The organism is Archangium primigenium, from assembly GCF_016904885.1.
Classification (GTDB): domain Bacteria; phylum Myxococcota; class Myxococcia; order Myxococcales; family Myxococcaceae; genus Cystobacter; species Cystobacter primigenius.
The window spans coordinates 9,299,781-9,319,261 of sequence record NZ_JADWYI010000001.1 but is presented as its reverse complement, the minus strand read 5'-3'; the positions used below and the strand labels follow the sequence as shown (position 1 = coordinate 9,319,261).

17 protein-coding genes are annotated in these 19,481 nt (G+C 71.3%); 8 read left to right on the top strand and 9 right to left on the bottom strand.

What is annotated here, in order from left to right:
• Position 1: 1 nt before the first annotated feature.
• Both I3V78_RS38150 and I3V78_RS38145 read right to left on the bottom strand, forming a co-directional pair.
• Complete coding sequence (locus tag I3V78_RS38150; RefSeq protein WP_204496012.1) at positions 2-1,618, bottom strand: alpha/beta hydrolase; 1,617 nt, start codon at positions 1,616-1,618, stop codon at positions 2-4.
• 259 nt (positions 1,619-1,877) lie between these two features.
• A complete protein-coding gene (locus I3V78_RS38145; RefSeq protein WP_204496010.1) occupies positions 1,878-2,639 on the bottom strand; it encodes a rhomboid family intramembrane serine protease in 762 nt (253 codons plus the stop codon).
• A gap of 152 nt (positions 2,640-2,791) precedes the next feature.
• Here I3V78_RS38145 and I3V78_RS38140 point away from each other — a divergent pair, with 152 nt between their 5' ends.
• Positions 2,792-3,292: a hypothetical protein gene (locus tag I3V78_RS38140; RefSeq protein WP_204496008.1), complete on the top strand. Its 501-nt coding sequence runs from the start codon at positions 2,792-2,794 to the stop codon at positions 3,290-3,292.
• On the opposite strand, the gene rnz is transcribed toward I3V78_RS38140, so the two are convergent.
• Positions 3,285-4,223, bottom strand: a complete 939-nt coding sequence (gene rnz, locus I3V78_RS38135) for a ribonuclease Z (RefSeq protein ID WP_204496950.1) — start codon at positions 4,221-4,223, stop codon at positions 3,285-3,287. The genes I3V78_RS38140 and rnz overlap by 8 nt on opposite strands.
• 107 nt (positions 4,224-4,330) lie before the next feature.
• Between rnz and I3V78_RS38130 the strand changes: the two genes are divergently transcribed.
• Entirely contained in the window at positions 4,331-5,020 is a 690-nt protein-coding gene (locus tag I3V78_RS38130; RefSeq protein ID WP_204496005.1) for a DUF2293 domain-containing protein, read from the top strand.
• Positions 5,021-5,029: 9 nt separating this feature from the next.
• On the opposite strand, the gene I3V78_RS38125 is transcribed toward I3V78_RS38130, so the two are convergent.
• Both I3V78_RS38125 and I3V78_RS38120 read right to left on the bottom strand, forming a co-directional pair.
• Positions 5,030-5,365, bottom strand: coding sequence for a hypothetical protein (locus I3V78_RS38125; protein ID WP_204496003.1), 336 nt, complete (start codon positions 5,363-5,365; stop codon positions 5,030-5,032).
• Positions 5,362-6,483 carry a serine hydrolase domain-containing protein gene (locus I3V78_RS38120; RefSeq protein ID WP_204496000.1) on the bottom strand — a complete coding sequence of 374 codons (1,122 nt, stop codon included), beginning with the start codon at positions 6,481-6,483 and terminating at the stop codon, positions 5,362-5,364. Before I3V78_RS38120 ends, I3V78_RS38125 begins: the two co-directional genes overlap by 4 nt.
• A gap of 190 nt (positions 6,484-6,673) precedes the next feature.
• Between I3V78_RS38120 and I3V78_RS38115 the strand changes: the two genes are divergently transcribed.
• The 5 genes from I3V78_RS38115 to I3V78_RS38095 are packed head-to-tail and all read left to right on the top strand — an operon-like array spanning position 6,674 to position 13,651.
• Positions 6,674-7,435, top strand: a complete 762-nt coding sequence (locus I3V78_RS38115) for a TetR/AcrR family transcriptional regulator (RefSeq protein ID WP_204495998.1) — start codon at positions 6,674-6,676, stop codon at positions 7,433-7,435.
• Entirely contained in the window at positions 7,432-8,535 is a 1,104-nt protein-coding gene (locus I3V78_RS38110) for an efflux RND transporter periplasmic adaptor subunit (protein WP_204495996.1), read from the top strand. The genes I3V78_RS38115 and I3V78_RS38110 overlap by 4 nt, the downstream gene beginning before the upstream one ends.
• 35 nt (positions 8,536-8,570) lie before the next feature.
• Positions 8,571-11,723: an efflux RND transporter permease subunit gene (locus tag I3V78_RS38105; RefSeq protein WP_204495993.1), complete on the top strand. Its 3,153-nt coding sequence runs from the start codon at positions 8,571-8,573 to the stop codon at positions 11,721-11,723.
• A gap of 42 nt (positions 11,724-11,765) precedes the next feature.
• Entirely contained in the window at positions 11,766-13,166 is a 1,401-nt protein-coding gene (locus tag I3V78_RS38100; protein WP_204495991.1) for a TolC family protein, read from the top strand.
• On the top strand, positions 13,163-13,651 hold the full coding sequence (locus I3V78_RS38095; RefSeq protein ID WP_338023839.1) for a hypothetical protein: 489 nt from the start codon (positions 13,163-13,165) through the stop codon (positions 13,649-13,651). The genes I3V78_RS38100 and I3V78_RS38095 overlap by 4 nt, the downstream gene beginning before the upstream one ends.
• A gap of 12 nt (positions 13,652-13,663) precedes the next feature.
• Here the strand turns inward: I3V78_RS38095 and I3V78_RS38090 are convergent, their stop codons facing one another.
• On the bottom strand, positions 13,664-15,217 hold the full coding sequence (locus tag I3V78_RS38090; RefSeq protein WP_204495989.1) for a response regulator: 1,554 nt from the start codon (positions 15,215-15,217) through the stop codon (positions 13,664-13,666).
• A 195-nt stretch (positions 15,218-15,412) separates the two neighbouring features.
• The gene (locus I3V78_RS38085) at positions 15,413-15,616 is read right to left on the bottom strand and encodes a cold-shock protein (protein WP_204495987.1); all 204 of its coding nucleotides are present in this window, start codon (positions 15,614-15,616) and stop codon (positions 15,413-15,415) included.
• A 180-nt stretch (positions 15,617-15,796) separates the two neighbouring features.
• Between I3V78_RS38085 and I3V78_RS38080 the strand changes: the two genes are divergently transcribed.
• Positions 15,797-16,120: a transcriptional regulator gene (locus I3V78_RS38080; protein ID WP_204495985.1), complete on the top strand. Its 324-nt coding sequence runs from the start codon at positions 15,797-15,799 to the stop codon at positions 16,118-16,120.
• 82 nt (positions 16,121-16,202) lie between these two features.
• Here I3V78_RS38080 and I3V78_RS38075 read toward each other — a convergent pair whose 3' ends face one another.
• Together I3V78_RS38075 and I3V78_RS38070 are read right to left on the bottom strand one after the other, a co-directional pair.
• A complete protein-coding gene (locus I3V78_RS38075; RefSeq protein ID WP_204495983.1) occupies positions 16,203-18,689 on the bottom strand; it encodes a sodium-translocating pyrophosphatase in 2,487 nt (828 codons plus the stop codon).
• A 274-nt stretch (positions 18,690-18,963) separates the two neighbouring features.
• On the bottom strand, positions 18,964-19,467 hold the full coding sequence (locus I3V78_RS38070) for a hypothetical protein (RefSeq protein ID WP_204495980.1): 504 nt from the start codon (positions 19,465-19,467) through the stop codon (positions 18,964-18,966).
• Positions 19,468-19,481: the final 14 nt, after the last annotated feature.

Sequence of the window (19,481 nt, the reverse complement as noted above, 5' to 3'; positions counted from 1 at the left end):
CTCACGAGCGCTCGAGCACGAGCGGCGTCCAGCCGTCGCTCATGCGCAGCCGGGGGATGGTGACGCCCCCGTCCGGCGCGGCGATGACGGTGCCGTGGGCCGAGCCGAAGCTCCACCGCACGCGCTCGCCCGGCAGGCACTGGAAGCGCTGCACGCGCCGGGGCGTCACGTCCACCACGGGCGCGCCCACCACGCCCGCGCCCCGCACCGCGCGCAAGGGCATCACCAGGCGCCGGGTCGAGTCCACCAGCCGCGTCGCGTCCCAGCGCAAGGAGCGGTTGATCATCCCCGCCACGTCCCCGTCCCAGCCGGTGTCCCCCGCCACCTTGGGGTCCCCCGCGAAGCCGGAGTCCAGGCGCCGCGCCTGCCGGCCATTGCCGCCCCGGCCCGGGTCGCCGTCCCACGACGAGCGGCTGAACGCGGGGAAGGCCTGGTCGCGCCGCAGGAAGGAGCGGCTGTCCGTGCGCGGATTCCAGCCCCGGTCCCACCAGCGCGCGCCGAGCCAGGGGTCCGGCTCGGTGTGGCCGCCCTCGTCCCACACCGCCACGTGGCCGATGTGGCGCAATTGCAGCGTCTCGTAGAAGGACGCGCCCGTCAGGGTGCTGGGCCACACCACCGAGCCGAAGTGGATGATGGGGTCGTCCTTGCCGTGCTCCAGGAAGAGGAACTGCGAGCGCGCGCCGGTGTCGTCGCGCAGGGCCCGCGTCATGTCCAGGCGGCTCCACACCCCCAGGCCGTCCTCCTCGGGCACCTCCTCCTCGGGCATGCCCCAGAGCGAGGCGAGCTGGGCCAGGCGCCACGGCCGGTGCGCGCGCGCCACCGGCTGCGCGTGCCGGGCGAACACCCCCGCGAAGTGCCGCGCGTCCAGCAGCCCCAGCGTCAGCGCGCCCGCGCCGCCCATGGAGTCGCCCTCCACGAACACCCGGTCCGGGTCCGCGTTGGGGTAGCTGCGCAGCACCCACTCGAGCAGCGCCAGCACCCGCCGCGCGGTGTAGGGCGGGATGCTGCCCTCCACGGCCGGGCCCTTGGGCAGGTTCTCCGAGTAGCCCCACCAGTAGGTGAGGTGCGGGTCACTCGGCTCGATGACGAAGCGCTCCGAGGACGTCTGGGTCGCGGGCGGCCAGTTGCCCACGCCGTGCAGCCGCACCGTCACCGGCAGCCGGCCCGCGGAGGGCGCCGCCAAGGGCACCGTCACCACCGCCGGGAAGGTGCGCCCCGCGTAACCCGGGCTGTCCAGCCACGCGTCCGTCACCTGCTCCAGCGTCAGCCGGATGCTGCCGGGCAGCTCCTCGCGCAGCACCACGCGCGGCTCGGGCGTCTGCCGGGTGTCCTGGATGGTGAGCGTCATGCGCTCGCGCGCGGTGAACTCGCCGTCCGTCGCGGTGAACGTCACGTCGTGCCGGCTGCCGCCCTGGATGAAGTCCGGCTGGAAGGTGAGGGTGCGCGCGAGCTCGTCCCAGCGCGCCCCGGGCGGCATGTTCTCCGCGAACACCCGCGTGCCCGCGCGCCCCCCCTCCACCTGCACGGTGATGCGTAGCAGCTCGCCCTCGTCCACGCTCTGCGCCGGCGGCACCCGCAGCACCAGCGGGCCCGGTTGGTTGGGGGTCAACGGTTCCATCTCCGAGCGCGCCTGCGCGGCGCGCGGAGAGTCCCACAGCCACAAGGCGCACAGCCCCAGCACCACCCACCGGTGCCGCGCAATGCAAGAGCGGACCTGTCTTCCCCAACGCATCGTGCAACGTCCTCGTGCGCGGTCTTCGAGGAGCCGCGAGGCTCCCGGACCGCCATCAGCTTTCAGTGAGCAAAGGCCATGCCCTGGCGCGTGCGCGAAACAGACGATGCCCGCGTCTCGTTCCGGACGCCACTGTCGCTCGTCCTCACGGATGCTCGGGATGCAGGCGGTGCCGCCAGCCCGAGCGCCGCGACGTGAGCCGGGGATTCTCGAACAGCTTCACCAGCACCACCCCGGCGACGAAGCCCCCCACGTGGGCCCACACCGCCACACCGCTGCCTCCCTCGGCGCTCAGGGAGTTGAGCTGGGGCAGGCCGGCGAGCACCTGGACGCCGAACCACCACAGCAACACCAGCCAGGCGGGCAGGGGCACCAGGAAGAACAGGAAGAGCATGTTCACCCGGACCCGCGGGTAGAGCACGAGGTAGGCGCCCATGATGCCGGAGATGGCGCCCGAGGCCCCCACCATGGGCACGGGCGAGGCGGGGTCCACCATCACCTGGGCCAGGGCCGCGGCGAGGCCACACACCAGGTAGAAGACGACGAAGCGCCCGCGCCCCATGCTGTCCTCCACGTTGTTGCCGAAGACCCAGAAGAACAGGCAGTTGCCGAGGAGGTGGCCCCAGCTGCCGTGCAGGAACATGGAGGTGAGCGGGGTGAGGACGTTGATGGGCTCGCGGTCCACCACGCAGGCGAGCCCCGCGCCAATGGGCACGGCGAGCCCCACCGGCGCCAGCCGCGTCAGCTCCCCGGGCACGAGCCCCAGGTTGCACACACTGGCCGCCAGGGCCACCTCGCTCAGGCCCGCCCCTTGAATCCACACCCACACGGCCGCGATGGCGGCCAGCAGCAGGTAGGTGATGACGGGGGTGCGCAGCGTGGGGTTGTCGTCACTGAGGGGAATCATCGCGAGCCTCCATCATGCGCACGCGGGGCCGCCCGGCCACGGGTTTCGTCGCGCCCGCCCGGGGATGTCCGGCGCGAGACGGAGCGCTGGCTTGGCGTCCGGGGGCGGCCGTGATTCAAATCGGCCCCTCATTCAACCGTTGGAGGGGGTTCATGAAGGCGAACAAGTGGTCGGTCCCGCTGCTCCTGGTCACCACGCTGGCCCTGGGCTCCGGATGCGCGTCCGGACGCCGCGAGATGTACATCCAGGAGAAGGCGAGCGACTACGTGTACCGCAAGCCCATCGCCGAGGTGTGGCCCCAGGTGCGCGCGATGCTCGCGGAGAAGGAACTGCCCGTGCGCGAGGCGCAAGGGGCCTATGAAATCAGCACCGACTGGCACCAGCAGGGCGCCGCGTCCAACCTGGGCACCAGCTACGTGCGCTACCTCGTGCGCGGCCACCAGCCCAGCCCCGCCCTGACCCAGGTGGAGATCCTCCGGCAGAACCGGGTGGAGTCCGGCCAGGGCGCCATGGCCACGGCGAACAACCGCACCACGGGCACCGACTCCGTCAACCGCACGCGCGACCGGGAGATGGAGTGGGAGCTGCTGCAGCGCGTGGACCCCGAGGGCGCCAAGGCGCTCAAGGCCGAGGCCGAGGCCACCATCAAGTAGCGGGCGGCTCGTCGCGCAGGGGCAGCTCCACGCTCAGCCCGTCGTAGGCCACCTCCACGGGCCCCTTGTACTCCTCGCGCGCCTGGGTGAGCAGCCGCGAGGGGTCCGTGTCGTGGCGGCTGGACAGGTGGGTGAGGATGAGCCGCCGCGCGCCCGCCTCGCGCGCCACCTGGGCCGCCTCGCGCGCCGTCGAGTGCCGCGTCTCCAGGGCACGCGCCTGCTCGTCATCCGAGAACGTGGACTCGTGGATGAGCAGGTCCGCGTCCTGGGCGGCGCGCACCAGCGCGGAGCACGGCCGGGTGTCCCCGGAGATGACCAGGCGACGGCCGGGCCGGGGCTCGCCCACCACCTCCTCGGGGCGCACCACGCGGCCGTCCGGCAGCTCCACGGGCTCGCCGCGCTGCAACTGGCCGTAGAGCGGCCCCGCCGGCACCCCGAGCGCCTTCACCTTCTCCAGGTTGAACTTCCCGGGGCGCTCCTCCTCCTGGAGCACGTAGCCGAGCGCGTTGATGCGGTGGTCCACCGCCACCGCCCGCACGGAGTAGCCGCGCCGGGGCACGGTGTCCCCATCGCGCAGCTCGTGGATTTCCACCGGGAAGGACAGCGACTCCACGCCCAGGTGCACGGCCTGGTGCAGCAGCCGGCGCGCGGTGGGCGGGCCGTAGAGGCGCACGGGGTTGTCCCGGCCCATCATCCCGAGCGTGCGCAGGAAGCCGATGATGCCCAGGTAGTGATCCGCGTGGAAGTGGGTGAAGAAGACGGCGTCCACGGTGAAGCCGGTGCCATAGCGCACCATCTGCCGCTGACTGCCCTCGCCGCAGTCGAACAGGAGCAGGTCGGCGTTGGCCTTCACCGCGAGCCCGGAGAGGTTGCGGTGCAGGGTGGGCTGGGCGGCCGAGGTGCCGAGGAAGGTGAGCCTGAGGATGGACATGCCGGCGCTGCCCATGGGTGGACTCCTTCGCGCGAGACCGGGGAGGGCCCTCATGTATCACGGGTTTCCCCTCCGCCGTGGGGTGCGGTATGAGGCGCGCCGTTCCCATGAACGATTCCCTGACGGTGTCCCCCACGAGCGACCCGCGCCGCGTGCGCGCGGCCGATGGCTCCATCCTCTCCGTGCCCGCGGGCTGGGCGCTGCTCCCTCCGGGTGACGCGGGGCTCACGCGCCGGGTGAAGGCGGCGGGGCCGAGCTGGACGGTGGTGGAGAAGAAGGGCCGGAAGACCTTTTCCCAGGGCGTGTGGGCGCCGGCGGCCCACATCACCGCGGCCCAGGCGGCGCTGGAGTCCGAGCGCTCGACCCCGGCCTATGCCAAACGCCGCGTGGCGGACGTGCGCCGGCGCGAGCGCGAGCAGGCCGAGTACGAGGTGGACTTCGCCAACGCGGTGCTCCAGTTCCTGCGCTTCTCGCCGTCCTACACGGCCCACGGCAAGCTGATGGCGGTGGCGGTGGCGGCGCACGCGACGCCGGTGGGCAGCGGCACGGTGGCGCGCACGGAGCGCATCCCCATCGAGCGCCGGGCGGAGGCGGCGGTGATCGCGTGGATGCGGCACCAGACCACGGCGTACGACGACATGAGCATCGCGCGGGTGAAGGGCGCCCGGCGCGAGGTGCGGCGGGAACTCGCCGAGGTGTCGCGCGCGGTGCTGGACCTGCACCGGCGCGAGGGCGGCCATGCCGTGGCGGCCTGTCCGCTGTGCACGGCCCTGGCGCGCCTGCTCCCGAAGTCCTGAGCGTGGATGTCAGGGTTGTCCGGCGGCGGGCAGGAGCCGGCAGCCCTCGCGGGCGCTCACCCAGACGGCCGTGCTGGACTGACCCAGCCCCCGCGCGGTGACCCGGCGGCTCGGAGTGTCCTCCGTGAGCCCGCTGTGCGGGATGTACTGCTTCGCGTAGCCCTGGCAGTACGCCTCCGAGAAGCCCATCACGAACCGGCACGAGCAGTACTCCTTGGCCGTGTACGCGCTCAGCACGCCCTGGAACGCGCTCACGTGCTCGCGGTTCGCCGCGTACCACGTGCCGCCGCCGAGCAGCAGCAAGGCCCCCACCGCCAGGAGGCTCCGCTTCACCGCGCGGCTCACTGTCCACCTCCCGCCGGCAGGAACGCCGCCCGCGCCCGCGCGAGGAACTCGTTCTGGCGGAAGCTCCTGTCCCGGTCATCCGCGAAGCGGACGATCACCATCTTCTCCGAGGGAATCACGAACAGGCCCTGCCCCCAGTGGCCCAGCGCCGCGAGCGTATCCTCGGGCGCGTCCTTCCACGGCCGGGGCGCGCCCTTGAAGGCGCGGTTGAGCCACCAGTGGCCGCCGGGGATCGCCTCGGCGACGGGGGCCCGCGGGTCGGGCACGTAGTGCGCGAAGGGCGTGAGGCTCACCTCCATCCACGCGGGCGGCAGGAACTGCTGGTCCTTCCACCGTCCCCCGCGCGCCATGAGCAGGCCCACCCGCGCCAGGTCGCGCGCCGTCATGTACGCGTACGAGGAGCCGACATAGGTGCCGCTCGCGTCGCGCTCCCACACGGCGCTGGTGATGCCGAGCGGCTCGAACACCGCCGTCCACGGGTAGTCCGCGTAGGCCTCGCCCACCATGGACTTGAGGCTGGCCGACAGCACGTTGCTGTCCCCGCTGGAGTAGACGTGGCGCGTGCCCGGGGGCACCACCGCGGGGCGCGAGGCGGTGTAGACCGCCATGTCGTCGCGCCCCCGCGTGTAGAGCATGGCGATGACCGAGGACTTGAGCGGCGAGGCCTCGTAGCCCTCGCTCCAGTCCAGCCCCGAGGCCCAGTGCAGCAGGTGCCGCAGGTGGATGTCCGGATGCCGGGCGAAGGGCGGGTAGTGGCGCGCCACCGCGTCGTCGGGCTGGAAGTGCCCCTCCCGGAATGCGACCCCGAGCACCGTCGCCATCACGCTCTTGCTGATGGACCAGGTGAGGTGGGGCGTCTCCGGGCGGTTCTCCCCCGCGTAGCGCTCGTAGACGAGGTGGCCGTCCACGATGACCACCACGCTGTCCGTGCGCACCCCCTTGGATTGGGCGTCATCCCGGGGCGGAAAGGCGTAGGCCTCGAAGGCCCGCAGGGCCTCCGCGGGCGCGGCGATCTCCCCGCGAGGCCAGTCGGTACCGGGCCACTCCTCGGCGCCCGCGGCCAGCGGCGCCACCAGGGCGAGGAGGGCGAGGGCGCGGCGCCCGCGAGACAGGAACATGCGTTGGCAACTCCCACGAGAAGAAGGGGCCCACGCTAGCAGGGGCCGACCGCGAACCGGGGCCTTCCCCCACCCCGAATCCAGGATTAGGAAAATAAGTGGATATCATTAATAGATTGAATGGGGTGTTGACCCGGGGTTCAGGAACCAGATTGGCTGTTTCTGACCAGCGGGTTAGAAATGGCGCCTCATGGCCCGCCCCGCAGACCCCCACGCTCGCGCCTCGCTGCTGTCCGCCGCCCGGGCGGAGTTCATGAAGAAGGGCCTCAAGGGGGCGCGCATCGAGGACATCACCGCCGCGTGCGGCCTGTCCAAGGGCGCCTTCTACCTGCACTTCGAGTCCAAGGAGGCGCTCTTCGGCGAGGTGCTGGGGGTCTTCTCCGCGGAGCTGCAGACCATCATCGAGCAGCGGCGCGGCGAGACGGAATGCTTCTTCCTGGAGCATGGCCCGGTGGAGATCCACGACGTGGCCGAGGGCTCCGAGCGCTACGAGCAGCTCCTGCGCGTGAGCACCGAGGGCGACCTGCGCACGCTCGAGCTCATGTGGAGCTACCGCGACGTGATGCACGTGCTCATCCGCGGCAGCCAGGGCACGGAGTTCGAGTCGGTGATGTGGAGCTACGTGGACCGCGAGGTGGAGCACGTGTCGCAGGAGTTCCAGCGCCTGCAGTCGCGCGGCGCGCTGCGCACGGACGTGCCCTCGGAGGTCATCGGCTCGCTCATCGTGGGCACCTACGTGCTGCTCGCCCAGCGCATGTGCCAGACGGAGGAGAAGCCGGACCTGGCCGCGTGGGCGCGCTCCATCCACCGGCTCATCCGCGAGGGCTGCGTGCCCCGTGACGCTTCTTCCCGCCCCGCCGTCGCCCCGCGCGCCGCGGAGGCGACCCCTTCCCGCCGGGCCCCGGCCCGCGCGCTTTCCCGTACCCGCAGCACCCCGAGGTCAGGACCGTGAAACTCACCAGGACGCCGTTCGTCGCCGGGCTCGCGGCCGTGGGCATCGCCGCCACCGCGCTTCCCCTCTCCGGCTGCCGCGCGGAAGCCGCGCCCACCCAGGCCCCCGCCGCCGCCGCTCAGCAGGGCGCCCCCGTGGTGTCGCTCGCCGCGCCGCGGGCCGTGCGCAGCGTGCCGCGCGAGGAGGTGACGGGCACGCTCTTTCCCGCCCAGTCGCTCCAGGTGGGCTTCGAGGTGGGCGGCCGGCTGGAGAAGGTGCGCGTGACGAAGGGCCAGGAGGTCCAGGCGGGCCAGGTGCTCGCCCAGCTCAACCCGGAGATCTCCGACGCCCAGCTCGCCCAGGCCCAGGCCGCGGTGGCCGCCGCCGAGGTGAGCGCCGCCATGGCCACCGACGTGGCCGGCCGCAACGCGAAGCTCCAGGAACAGGGCAACGTGAGTGACCTGGCCAACCGCACCGCCAGCACCCAGGCGCGTCAGGCCGAGGCCCAGCTGCTCGCGGCCAAGGCGCAGCTCGCCCAGGCCCAGGCGGGCCGGCGCCGGCACGAGCTCAAGGCGCCCTTCGCGGGCACCATCATCGACGCGCCCGAGCAGGTGGGTGCCATCGTGGGCCCGGGCGTGTCGCTCTTCACCGTGGAGAACCTGGGCGCGCTCCTGCTCAAGACGACGGTGGCCGAGTCCTCGCGCTCGCGCCTCAAGCCGGGCACCCGCGTGCGCGTGGAGATGGTGGGCGGCGGTGTCTTCACCGACGAGGCCGTCATCCGCACGGTGATTCCCTCGGCGGACGCGGCCACGCGCCGCATCCCGGTGGACATCCTCGTGCCCAACAAGGACGGGCGCTTCACGGCCAACACCCTGGCGCGTGTGGTGCTGCCGCTCGGCGAGGCCCAGGAGGCGCAGGCCCTGCCGGTGAGCGCCCTGGGCAGCACGGGGGGAGACCACGTGCTCGTGGTGGCCGCTTCCGGCGAGGTGCGCCGCGTGGACGTGCAGGTGCTCGAGCGCGGCCTGCGTGAGGTCGTCGTCAAGGCCGCCGCGCCCCTGGACAAGGTCGTCGAGTACCCCATGCCCTCGCTCACCGACGGCACCCGCGTCTCCGTGAAGTAGTCCTTCCCGCCGCCCCCTTCCGAGCGCCTTCCTCCATGCTCCTCAGCGACGTCTCCATTCGCCGGCCGATCTTCACGGCCATGATGTCCCTCTGCCTCATCGTCCTCGGGGTGATGGGGTTCGGCCGCCTGGGCACGGACCTCTTCCCGGACGTGGCCATCCCCGTGGTGGTGGTCAACACCGTGTACAAGGGCGCGGGCCCCGGAGAGCTCGAGACCCAGGTCATCAAGCCCCTCGAGGATGCCGTGGCCGGCATCAGCGGCGTGGAGAAGATCCACTCCTTCAGCCGCGAGAACGTGGGCACGGTGGTGGTGCAGTTCAAGCTCTCGGCGAACCTGGACCGGGCGGTGCAGGAGGTGCGCGACAAGGTGTCCGGCGTGGCCAACAAGCTGCCCCAGGACGCGGACGCGCCGGTGGTCAGCCGCGTGGACATCTCGGCGGTGGCGGTGCTGACGTACGCGGCGAGCGCCCAGGCCGACTCGCGCACGGTGCGCAAGCTCATCGAGGACAAGCTCAAGCCGGCGCTCGCGCAGCTCGAGGGCGTGGCGGACGTGCGCATCAACGGCGGTGACGTGCGGGAGATCCAGGTGGACATCGACCTGGACAAGGCGCGCGCGGTGGGCGTGTCCGCCTCCGAGGTGGGCCAGCGCATCGGCATGGAGAACCTGGACCTGCCCGCGGGCCGGCTGCAGCTGGGCTCCACGGAGCTCACGGTGCGCTCGCTCGGCCAGTTCAAGAGCGTGGAGGAGCTGCGCCAGCTGCCGGTGGCCCAGAGCCGCACGGGCGCCCAGGTGCGGCTGGAGGAGATCGCCACCGTGACGGACGGCGCGGCCGAGCGGCGAACCACCACGCGCCTCAACGGCAACGACGCGGTCATCCTGGAGGTGGTCAAGCAGCCCGGCTCCAACACGGTGGCCGTGAGCGACGCGGTGAAGAAGGCCATGGCGACGCTCGGGCCCACGCTGGGCCACGACTTCCAGGCCACGCTGCTCATCGACCAGTCGGTGCCCATCAAGGAGAACGCGCACGAGGTGTGGGTGGCGCTCATCTTCGGCGGCGCCATGGCGGTGCTCATCATCCTCGTGTTCCTGCTGGATCCGCGCGGCACGTTCATCTCGTCGCTCGCGCTGCCCACGTCCGTGGTGGGCACGTTCTTCGTGATGTACGCCCTGGACTACTCGCTCAACCAGATGACGCTCCTGGCGTTGTCGCTCGCCATCGGTCTGCTCATCGACGACGCGGTGGTGGTGCGCGAGGCCATCACCCACCGCCTGGAGAACGGCGAGGATCCGGTGTCCGCGGCCTCCAAGGGCACGAGTGACGTGGGCCTGGCGGTGCTCGCCACCACGCTGGCCCTGGTGGCGGTGTTCGTGCCGGTGGCCTTCATGCCCGGCATGGTGGGCAAGTTCCTCCAGCAGTTCGGCATCACCATCTCGGTGGCGGTGCTCATCTCGCTCTTCATCTCCTTCACGCTCGACCCGATGCTCTCCGCGCGTCTGGCCAAGCAGCGCAAGCCCGGCGAGCACCACCAGGAGAACGCCCTGGCGCGCTCCATCCGCGGCTTCCTGGATGGCAGCGAGCGCGTCTACGCCCGCATCCTGCGCGCGACGCTCAACCACAAGTGGCTCACCATGGGCGTCACCGTGGCGGTGCTGGTGATGTCCTTCGGCGTGGCCAGCCGCATGGGCGTGGAGTTCATGTCCCCCGAGGATCGCTCCCAGTTCCTCGTGCAGCTCATCCTCCCGGATGCCTCCAACCTGGAGCAGACGGGGGCGCGCGTGGCCCAGGCGGAGAAGCTCTTGCGCGGCATCCCCGAGGTGACGGACATCTACTCCATCGTGGGGGAGAACGGCGACGTCAACAAGGCGCGCATCCGGGTGCTCACCACGCAGAAGCACGAGCGCACCCGGGGCATCCAGGCCATCAAGGAGGAGGCGCGTGAGCGGCTCGCGCCGGAGCTGGTGGCCACGCGCCTGATGATGATGGATCCCCCCGTCATCGACGGCCTGGGTGGGGACTTCTACCCCATCATCGTGCGCGTCACGGGCCCGGACCTGGCGAAGATCCACGAGGAGTCCGAGCGGCTCGCGGGCTACCTGCGCGACATCAAGGGCACCTCGGACGTGCGCGTGGACTTCAACCCGCCCAAGCCCGAGCTGGCGATCGAGATCGACCGGGCGCGCGCCAAGGACCTGGGCGTGAGCGCCGCGGCGCTGGCCATGCAGCTGCGCCTGGCCATCGGCGGTGACGTGAGCGCCAAGCTGCGCGAGGGCGTGGACGAGACGGACATCCGCGTGCGCCTGTCGGCCAAGGACCGGGACACGCCCGAGCGCGTGGGCCAGCTGCTGGTGGCCACGCCCAAGGGCATGGTGCCGGTGTCGGACGTGGCCCGGGTGGAGCTGCGCGATGGCCCGAGCGTCATCGAGCACGAGAACCGCCAGCGGCAGATCGCCATCTACTCGCAGCTCAAGGACGCGCCGCTGGGGGACGTGGCCAACCAGTTCCGCGCCCAGGTGGCGGCCCACCCGCTGCCGCCCGGCTACTCGCTCATCTACGACGGGCAGATGAAGATGCTCACCGAGCAGAACGACGCCTTCGGCGTGGCGTTCCTCATGGCCTTCGTCTTCATCTACATGGTGCTCGCCAGCCAGTTCGAGTCGCTGCTGCACCCCTTCACCATCATGGTGTCCCTGCCGCTGGCGCTCGTGGGCGCGCTGTTGGGCCTGGCCCTGGGCGGCTTCCACGTCTCCATGGGCGCGATGATCGGCATCATCCTGCTCATGGGCCTGGTGACGAAGAACGCCATCCTCCTGGTGGACGGCGCGCTGCAGTACCTGCGCGAGGGCGCCACGGTGGACGAGGCGCTCATGAAGGCGGGTCCGCGCCGCTTGCGCCCCATCCTCATGACGAGCGCCGCCATGGCGATCGGCATGGTGCCCACCGCCATCGGTCAGGGCGTGGGCAGCGAGTTCCGCGCCCCCATGGCCATCGCCGTCATCGGCGGGGTCATCACCTCCACCTTCCTCACGCTGCTGGTGGTGCCGGTGGTGTTCGCGGGCGTCGAGCACCTGTCCTTGAGCCGGCTGTTCGGCAAGGCCGCGCCCGCCGCTCCCGCCGGGTCCGCTCCGGTGCACCTGCCCGCCTCCGACGACGTGTCCCCGTCCCAGTCCTCCGACCGCGCCGCCTAGCCGCGCGTCGGGGGCCCCCCCACCGCCTCCCGGACCGTTCCCATGTCGCCTCGCCGCTCCCTCACCCTGTTGCTCCTCGCCGCCCTGTCGCCCGCCGCTGGGTTCGCCCAGGCGCCCGAGGCCCCCGCGCCCGGCACGCGTCGCACGGCGACGCTCCAGGAGACGCTGTCCCTGGCCGCGAAGCAGAGCCCGGACGTGGCCGCCGCGCGCGCCCAGGCCGCCATCGCCGCCGCGGGCGTGCGCCGCGCCTGGACGGCGTGGCAGCCGGACCTGTCCCTGGGGGCCCAGTTCGTCCACACCAACGCCCCGGCCACGTTCGACCTGGGCGCCATCACCGGCCTGGTGGGCGGGGTGTTCGGCCTGGCCCCCGTCAACCCGGGCGCCATCCCCGGCCCCGTCGTCATCACCGGGCAGAACTCGCGCTACGCCACGGTGCAGGTGTCCCAGCCGCTCTTCACCCCCGCGGGCGTCTTCCTCATCGGCCCGGCCAAGGACGGGGCGCGGGCGGCGGAGTTTGGCGCCCTGGAGGCGCGCGAGCAGGTGCTGCTGGGCGTGGCGCGCACGTACCTGGGCTTGCAGGGCATTCTGCAGCTCATGGACGCGGCGCGCGAGGCGGAGACGGTGGCGCTGCAGCGCGAGGGCGAGGCCAAGGCCCAGCTCGCGGTGGGCATGACGGTGGAGGCGGCGCTCCTGCGCGCCCAGACGGAGACGGCCCAGGCGCGCGTGCAGCTCGCGCAGCTGTCCGGCCAGTACACCCAACTGCTCGCGCTGCTCGGGGCGCTGGTGGGCGAGCCCGTGCAGCCCACGGTCTTCGAGGAGGCGGGCACGCCCCGCTGGGTGATTCCCCCCGAGGACCAGACGCCCTGGGAGGACACCTTCGCGGTGCGCGCGGCGGCCCTGGCGGTGAAGGCCAGCGAGGGCAAGGTGCGCTTCGACCGCTTCTCCTGGCTGCCGAGCCTCGTGGCGCAGGGCAAGGGCCTCTACAACTCCAACACGGGCTTCACCGGGCGCAACACCTCCTACGAGCTGGCGGTGGCGGCGAGCCTGCCCCTGTATGACCGGGGCCAGCGCTACGCGGCGCTGCGCGAGGACGAGGCGCGGCTGGAGCAGTCCCGGGCGCAGTTCGCGTCCACGCGCGCCAAGGCCCACGCCAACTGGGTGGCGGCCCAGGCCAACCTGGAGGCGGCGCGCGCGGCCCTGACGCAGGCCGAGGCCCAGGCGCAGCTCGCCGCCCGGGTGCAGCAGCAGGTGGCGGCCGGCTACAAGGCCGGCGTGGCCACGAGCCTGGAGATGTCGGACGCGGACAACCGGCGCTTCCTCGCCGCGAGCAACGCCGCCCAGGCCCGGGCTTCCCTGGAAGTGCGCCGCGTGGAGCTGGCCGCGTCGGCGGGCCGCATCGCCGCGTCGCTCGAGCCCGCGGGCGAGCAGTCCACGCCCCGGTGAGTGACGTGCCGGCCGAGGCGCCGGGCCTGCTCGCGGTGGACCTCGGTCTGCGCGCGGGGCTGGCCCGCTATGGCGCCGACGGCCGGCTGCGCTGGTACCGCTCGCAGAACTTCGGCACCCAGTCGCGGCTCAAGCGCGCGGTGCCCGCGGTGCTGCACGCCGCCGCGCCGCTCGCGTGGCTGGTGGTGGAGGGCGGCGGCGCCATCGCCGAGGTGTGGGAGCGCGAGGCGGCGCGGCGGGCCCTGCCCGTGCTGCGCGTGTCCGCCCAGGACTGGCGCGCGCGGCTCTTGTATGCCCGGGAGCAGCGCACGGGAGGCCTCGCCAAGGAGGCGGCCGACGGGCTCGCGCGCCGGGTCATCGACTGGTCCGACGCGCCCCGGCCCACCTCGCTCAAGCACGACGCCGCCGAGGCGGTGCTCCTGGGGCTCTGGGCCGTCCTGGAAGTGGGCTGGCTCGCCCAGGTACCGCCCGAGGTGCGCCGCTAGCCCCAGCGCGCGTCAGGGCGGCGAGAGGTCGCGCAGCAGGCGCGCCAGCTCCTCCAGGTTGACGGGCTTGGTGAGGTGCACGTCGAAGCCCGCGTCGAGCGCGCGCCGCTTGGCCTCGGGCGTGCCGTAGCCCGTGAGCGCGATGAGGCGGATGTCCTTGCCCCGTTGGGCGCGCAGGCGCTCGGCCACCGCGTAGCCGTCCAGTCCGGGCAGGCCAATGTCCACCACCGCCAGCCGCACCGTGCGCTGCAGGGCCTTGGTCACGCCCTCCAGTCCGTCGCTCGCCACCTCGACGTCATGGCCCCACAACTCCAGCATCTCGCTGAGCGTGAGCCGGGCGTCCGCGTTGTCCTCCACCAGGAGGATGCGCCGGGGCTCGGCGTCCGGGGCGGCGGCGTCCGGGGCGGGGAGGGCGGACTCCGCCCGCGCCTCGTCCCCGGCGTCCACGGGCAGGCGCACGCTGAAGGCGCTGCCCTTGTCCAGGCCCTCGCTCGCGGCGGTGACCTCGCCGCCATGCAGGCCCACGAACTGGCGCACCAGCATCAGCCCGATGCCCAGTCCGCCCAGCTCCCGGTCCAGGGAGCGGTCCGCCTGGACGAAGGGCTCGAAGACGCGCGCCAGCAGGTCGCGCTCCATGCCCACGCCGCTGTCCTTCACCGTCACCCGGGCCCAGCGCCGGCCCTCGGCCACCTCGGTGTCCAGCGTCACCGCCACGGTCCCGGACGCGCGCGTGTACTTGAGCGCGTTGTCGAGCAGGTTGCCGAAGATCTGCTCCAGCCGGTGCGCATCACCCTCCATCCACAGCGGGGCCCGGGGGGGCGGCACGTGCAGGGCGAGGCCCCGGCGCTCCATCACCGGCCGGGTGTGCTCGAGCACCTGCTGGAGCAGGGCGGCCAGGTCCACGCGGGTGCGGCGCAGCTCCACGTGCCCGCGGGTGATGCGGCTGACCTCCAGCAGGTCGTCCACCATGCGCACCAGGTGGCGCGTCTGGCGCTGGATGATGTCGTGCATGCGCGCGGGCTGGGTGTCGGGCGTGTCGCCCTGGCGGACCAGGGCCACGGCGGTGTTGATGGCGGCCAGGGGGTTGCGCAGCTCGTGGGCGAGCATGGCGAGGAACTCGTCCTTGCGCCGGTCCAGCTCCTCGAGCTGCCGGGCCCGGCGGCGCGCCTCCTGCTCCAGCACGCGCATCCGGAGCACGGAGGCCACCGTGGCCGTGAGCTCCTCGGGATCGAAGGGCTGGGTGAGGTACACGTCCGCGCCGCTCTTGAGGCCCCGGACCTTCTTGTCCGCGGTGACGTACGTGGCGGACGTGTGGATGACGGCGATGTGCGCGGTGCGGGGGTTGGCCTTGATGCGCTCGCACACCGTGTAGCCATCCAGGTCCGGCAGCTTGATGTCGAGCAGGACGATGTCGGGCTGGTCCGCCTCCGCGCGCTCGAGGGCCTCGCGGCCACCCGTGGCCTCGATGACCTGATGGCCGGCGAGGCGCAGCGTCGCGGTGGAGAGGTACCGGCTGGCTTCGGTGTCGTTGACGTTGAGGACGGTGCCCGTGGCAGGCGATCGCAAAGCGGGGACTCCGGAGGGTCATCCGGGCTCCGGTCGCTCAAGAGCCCGAGCCGAAGAATGCTCCAGTGACACCGCTCTTGGAATCCCCAAGCCCTCGTCCGCCTGGCCGTATTCCAGGCGAGCAGGGGGGCCCAGGAAGAACGAAGGGCCCGACCCCGGAAGGTCAGGCCCTTGGCGCACCCAAAACGGGGTGTCTTACGTGGGGCGCACGTTCTGGGCCTGCAGGCCCTTGGGGCCCTTGGCCACTTCGAACGAGACGCGCTGGCCCTCCTGGAGGGTCCGGAAGCCGTCCGCCTGGATGGCGGTGTGGTGGCAGAACACGTCCTCGCCACCGCCGTCCTGGGTGATGAAGCCAAAGCCCTTCGCGTCATTGAACCACTTGACAGTACCGGTTGCCATGAGTCGGTCTTCTTTCGTTACCAGGGGAGTCTTACCCCTGTTCGGCCCTGATTCGAGCCGGACCTCTGACCTAGTCCGGCCCGGGGGCGGAAGTCGAGGGCCTCGTCGGACGAAGTGTTCAAGGGTGGTCACCTCGCCGGGGACGGGGGACGTGGCTAGTTTGGCGGTGGGAGGTGGCGCATGACGCAGCAGCACCCGATTCCCCCCAGCCGCACGAGCACCGTGCGGGGCGCGCTGGAGGCGGAGCTGGCCTCGGCGCCGGAGGAGGGGCTCACCGCGCGGGAGCTGTCCGCGCGCGTGGGCATCTCCGAGAAGGACGTGGCGGGGCACCTCACGCACCTGGCGAAGTCCCTGCGCGCCGGAGGCGCGGCGCTCACGGTGATTCCCTCCGAGTGTCTGGCGTGCGGCTTCGTCTTCCGCGACCGCGAGCGCCTCACCCGGCCCGGCGCCTGCCCCGCGTGCCGCTCCACGCGCATCGAGCCGCCCGCCTTCCGCATCCGCTGAAAAGACGAACGGCGGGAAGCCCGTGAGGGGCCTCCCGCCGTCAGGCACTCCGTCCCCCCGGAAAGGAGGGGGGGCGGAGGGCTCAGGCCGCCTTGCTCTCGGCCTTGGAGTCGCCCGTCAGCACGGACATGGGCGTCTCGATGCGCATGCCGTAGAAGGAGCGGTAGACGAACACGAAGGACACCAGGAAGAGCACCAGCGCGATGCCCTGGGTGAGCGCGCCCTGGCCGGCCGCCTTGAGCTCCACCGCCAGCTCCACGGCCAGCAGGCCGAAGAGGGTGGTGAACTTGATGACGGGGTTGAGCGCCACCGAGGACGTGTCCTTGAAGGGATCGCCCACCGTGTCACCCACCACCGTGGCCGCGTGCAGCTCCGAGCCCTTGGCCTTGAGCTCCACTTCCACCAGCTTCTTGGCGTTGTCCCACGCGCCACCGGCGTTGGCCATGAAGAGCGCCTGGTACAGGCCGAAGATGGCGATGGAGATGAGGTAGCCCACGAAGAAGAAGGACTCGAAGCAGGCGAACGCCAGCGTGCTGCAGAACACGCCGAGGAAGATGTTGATCATGCCCTTCTGCGCGTACTGGGTGCAGATGGCCACCACGCGCTTGGAGTCCTCCACGCTCGCCTTCTCCACGCCCTCCAGCCGGATGTTGGCCTTGATGAACTCCACCGCGCGGTAGGCGCCCGTGGACACCGCCTGCATGGAGGCGCCCGAGAACCAGTACACGATGGCGCCGCCGGCGATGAGGCCCAGGAGGAAGGGCGCGTGCAAGAGCGACAGCTTGTCCGTGTTGGCCGGGTTGAGCATGGGCAGGCCGTTGGGGCCCTGCACGATGCCGACCAGCAGCACGATGATGGAGAAGATGAGCGTCGTGGCGCCCACCACCGCGGTGCCGATGAGCACCGGCTTGCTCGTGGCCTTGAACGTGTTGCCCGCGCCGTCGTTCTGCTCGAGGTAGTCCTTGCCCTTGTCGAAGTCCGGGGTGAAGCCGAAGTCCTTCTGGATCTCCGCCTTCACGTTGGGGATGTTCTCGATGAGCGACAGCTCGTACACGCTCTGCGCGTTGTCCGTCACCGGGCCGTACGAGTCCACCGCGATGGTGACCGGCGCCATGCTCAGGAAGCCGAAGGCCACCAGGCCGAAGGCGAACACCGCCGGGGCGATCATCAGCGTCTCCGGGATGCCCAGGCTCAGGTAGTACGCGCTGCCCATGAGCACCATGATGATGATGCCCATCCAGTAGGCGGAGAAGTTGCCGGCGACGAGGCCCGAGATGACGTTGAGGGACGCGCCACCCTCGCGCGACGCCGTCACCACCTCGCGCACGTGGCGGCTCTCGGTGGAGGTGAAGACCTTGATGGCCTCGGGGATGATGGCGCCCGCCAGCGTGCCGCACGTCACGATGCCGCTCAGCCGCAGCCACAGCGTGTTGTCACCCGCCAGGTCCGGGATGAGCAGCGCGGAGACCAGGAACGTCACCGCCACGGAGACCAGCGACGTGAGCCACACGAGCACCGTCAGCGGCTTCTCGAAGTTCATCTGGTCGGCGTTCTTGTACATGCCGCCCTGGATGAGCCCGTTGATGAAGTACGAGCCCAGGCTCGCGATCACCATGGCGCTGCTCATCATGAAGATCCAGATGAGCAACTGCGCCTGGAACTGCATGGGCACCGCCAGGAGGATGAACGTGATGAGCGCCACGCTCGTCACGCCGTAGGTCTCGAAGCCGTCCGCGGACGGGCCCACCGAGTCACCCGCGTTGTCACCCGCGCAGTCCGCGATGACGCCGGGGTTGCGCGCGTCGTCTTCCTTGATCTTGAAGACGATCTTCATCAGGTCCGAGCCGATGTCGGCGATCTTCGTGAAGATGCCGCCCGCGATGCGCAGCACGCTGGCGCCCAGCGACTCACCCACCGCGAAGCCGATGAACACCGAGCCCGCGTAGTCCGCCGGCACCAGCAGGAGGATGAGCAGGATGAGCAGGAGCTCCGTGGACACGAGCACCATGCCGATGGAGATGCCCGCCTGCAGGGGGATGGCGTAGGTGGGGTAGGGCTTGCCGCGCAGCGACGCGAACGACGTGCGGCTGTTGGCGAACGTGTTCACCCGGATGCCGAACCAGGCCACGCCGTAGCTGCCCGCGATGCCCAACAGGCTCGCCGCCAGGATGGCGATGACCTTGAGCGGCTCCAGATGACGCAGGAAGCCGAAGTAGACGACCATCACCGCGCCGATGAGCACCTCGAGGATGAGGATGAGCTTGCCCTGGGTGACGAGGTACGTCTGACACGTCGCGTAGATGAGCTCGGAGATCTCGAGCATCGCCTTGTGCACGGGCAGCTTGCGCAGGGCCGCGAACTGCAGGAAGCCGAAGACCAGGCCCACCACGCAGATGGCGATGCCGGCCATGAGCAGCTGGGTGCCGGTGACCGCGCCGCCCATGAAGGTGACCTGCCGGAAGTCCGGCAGGACGAGGTCCGCCTCGCTCGCGCGGGCGGTGGAGCTGGCCAGGAGCGCCAGGAATCCGAGGACCCTGGCCGCCTTGCCGGTGATGGAAGCGGGAATCATGTGGTGCAACTCCTCGGGTGACTCATCATCTCGTGGCGCGCGGTGCTCTCGCCCTCGCGCACAGAACGGATAGAAGCTGAGGGTGTGTCGAGGGGTTGGCCGCCCGCGAACAAAACCCCGCTCGCGAACGCTTCAGCTCGGCCTCGCCCTTCAAGGACGGAGAGCACGCTTCTTGAAGGCGGCCCGCGTGTACCACGTCCCCACCGGGGAAGTCGAATTCCCCGGAAGGGGTCTCGCGGGCCCTGGGGTTGTCCAGGGGCTCTTTCGAGGGCCTTTAGAGAACCTTCACGTTGAACGTCTTGAGGACCTTGTCCCCGCGCAGGATGCTCACCGTCCACTCGCCCGCCTTGCCCAGGCGCACGCCCGTCCACTGCCGGGTGCGCCAGCCCTCGCCCTTGAGCTTGACGTCCTTGGTCTCGCGCACGACGTTGCCCTGCTTCGTCTGAATCATCACGTCCTCGGCCGAGTCCCCCTGGGGCAAGAGGTAGGCCTGCCACACCATCACCTGGGTGTTGGCCTTGATGCCCTCGGCGGGCACCTCCATGGTGCACTCGAACTTGTTGGCGCCCTCCTTGCCCACCTCCGTGCACAGCTTGGCGTCCACCAGCACCGGGCCCTGGCCCTGGCCCTTGTAGAAGTAGTTCCAGGTGTCCTTGATGCCCTCGGCGTCCGGCACCTTCTGGGGCTCGTGGGCCGGGGCCTCCGCCTCCTGCGCCATCGCGTTGCCGCCCACCACCATCGCCGCGCACAGCATCAGCTTCGTCAGACCGTTCTTCATGTTCGTCCGCCCCC

Coding starts and splice junctions, on each gene's coding strand:
- I3V78_RS38150 (WP_204496012.1), bottom strand. CDS start 1,618: ATGGAACCGTTGACCCCCAACCAACCGGGCCCGCTGGTGCTGCGGGTG.
- I3V78_RS38145 (WP_204496010.1), bottom strand. CDS start 2,639: ATGATTCCCCTCAGTGACGACAACCCCACGCTGCGCACCCCCGTCATC.
- I3V78_RS38140 (WP_204496008.1), top strand. CDS start 2,792: ATGAAGGCGAACAAGTGGTCGGTCCCGCTGCTCCTGGTCACCACGCTG.
- rnz (WP_204496950.1), bottom strand. CDS start 4,223: ATGTCCATCCTCAGGCTCACCTTCCTCGGCACCTCGGCCGCCCAGCCC.
- I3V78_RS38130 (WP_204496005.1), top strand. CDS start 4,331: ATGAACGATTCCCTGACGGTGTCCCCCACGAGCGACCCGCGCCGCGTG.
- I3V78_RS38120 (WP_204496000.1), bottom strand. CDS start 6,483: ATGTTCCTGTCTCGCGGGCGCCGCGCCCTCGCCCTCCTCGCCCTGGTG.
- I3V78_RS38115 (WP_204495998.1), top strand. CDS start 6,674: ATGGCCCGCCCCGCAGACCCCCACGCTCGCGCCTCGCTGCTGTCCGCC.
- I3V78_RS38105 (WP_204495993.1), top strand. CDS start 8,571: ATGCTCCTCAGCGACGTCTCCATTCGCCGGCCGATCTTCACGGCCATG.
- I3V78_RS38100 (WP_204495991.1), top strand. CDS start 11,766: ATGTCGCCTCGCCGCTCCCTCACCCTGTTGCTCCTCGCCGCCCTGTCG.
- I3V78_RS38085 (WP_204495987.1), bottom strand. CDS start 15,616: ATGGCAACCGGTACTGTCAAGTGGTTCAATGACGCGAAGGGCTTTGGC.
- I3V78_RS38080 (WP_204495985.1), top strand. CDS start 15,797: ATGACGCAGCAGCACCCGATTCCCCCCAGCCGCACGAGCACCGTGCGG.
- I3V78_RS38075 (WP_204495983.1), bottom strand. CDS start 18,689: ATGATTCCCGCTTCCATCACCGGCAAGGCGGCCAGGGTCCTCGGATTC.
- I3V78_RS38070 (WP_204495980.1), bottom strand. CDS start 19,467: ATGAAGAACGGTCTGACGAAGCTGATGCTGTGCGCGGCGATGGTGGTG.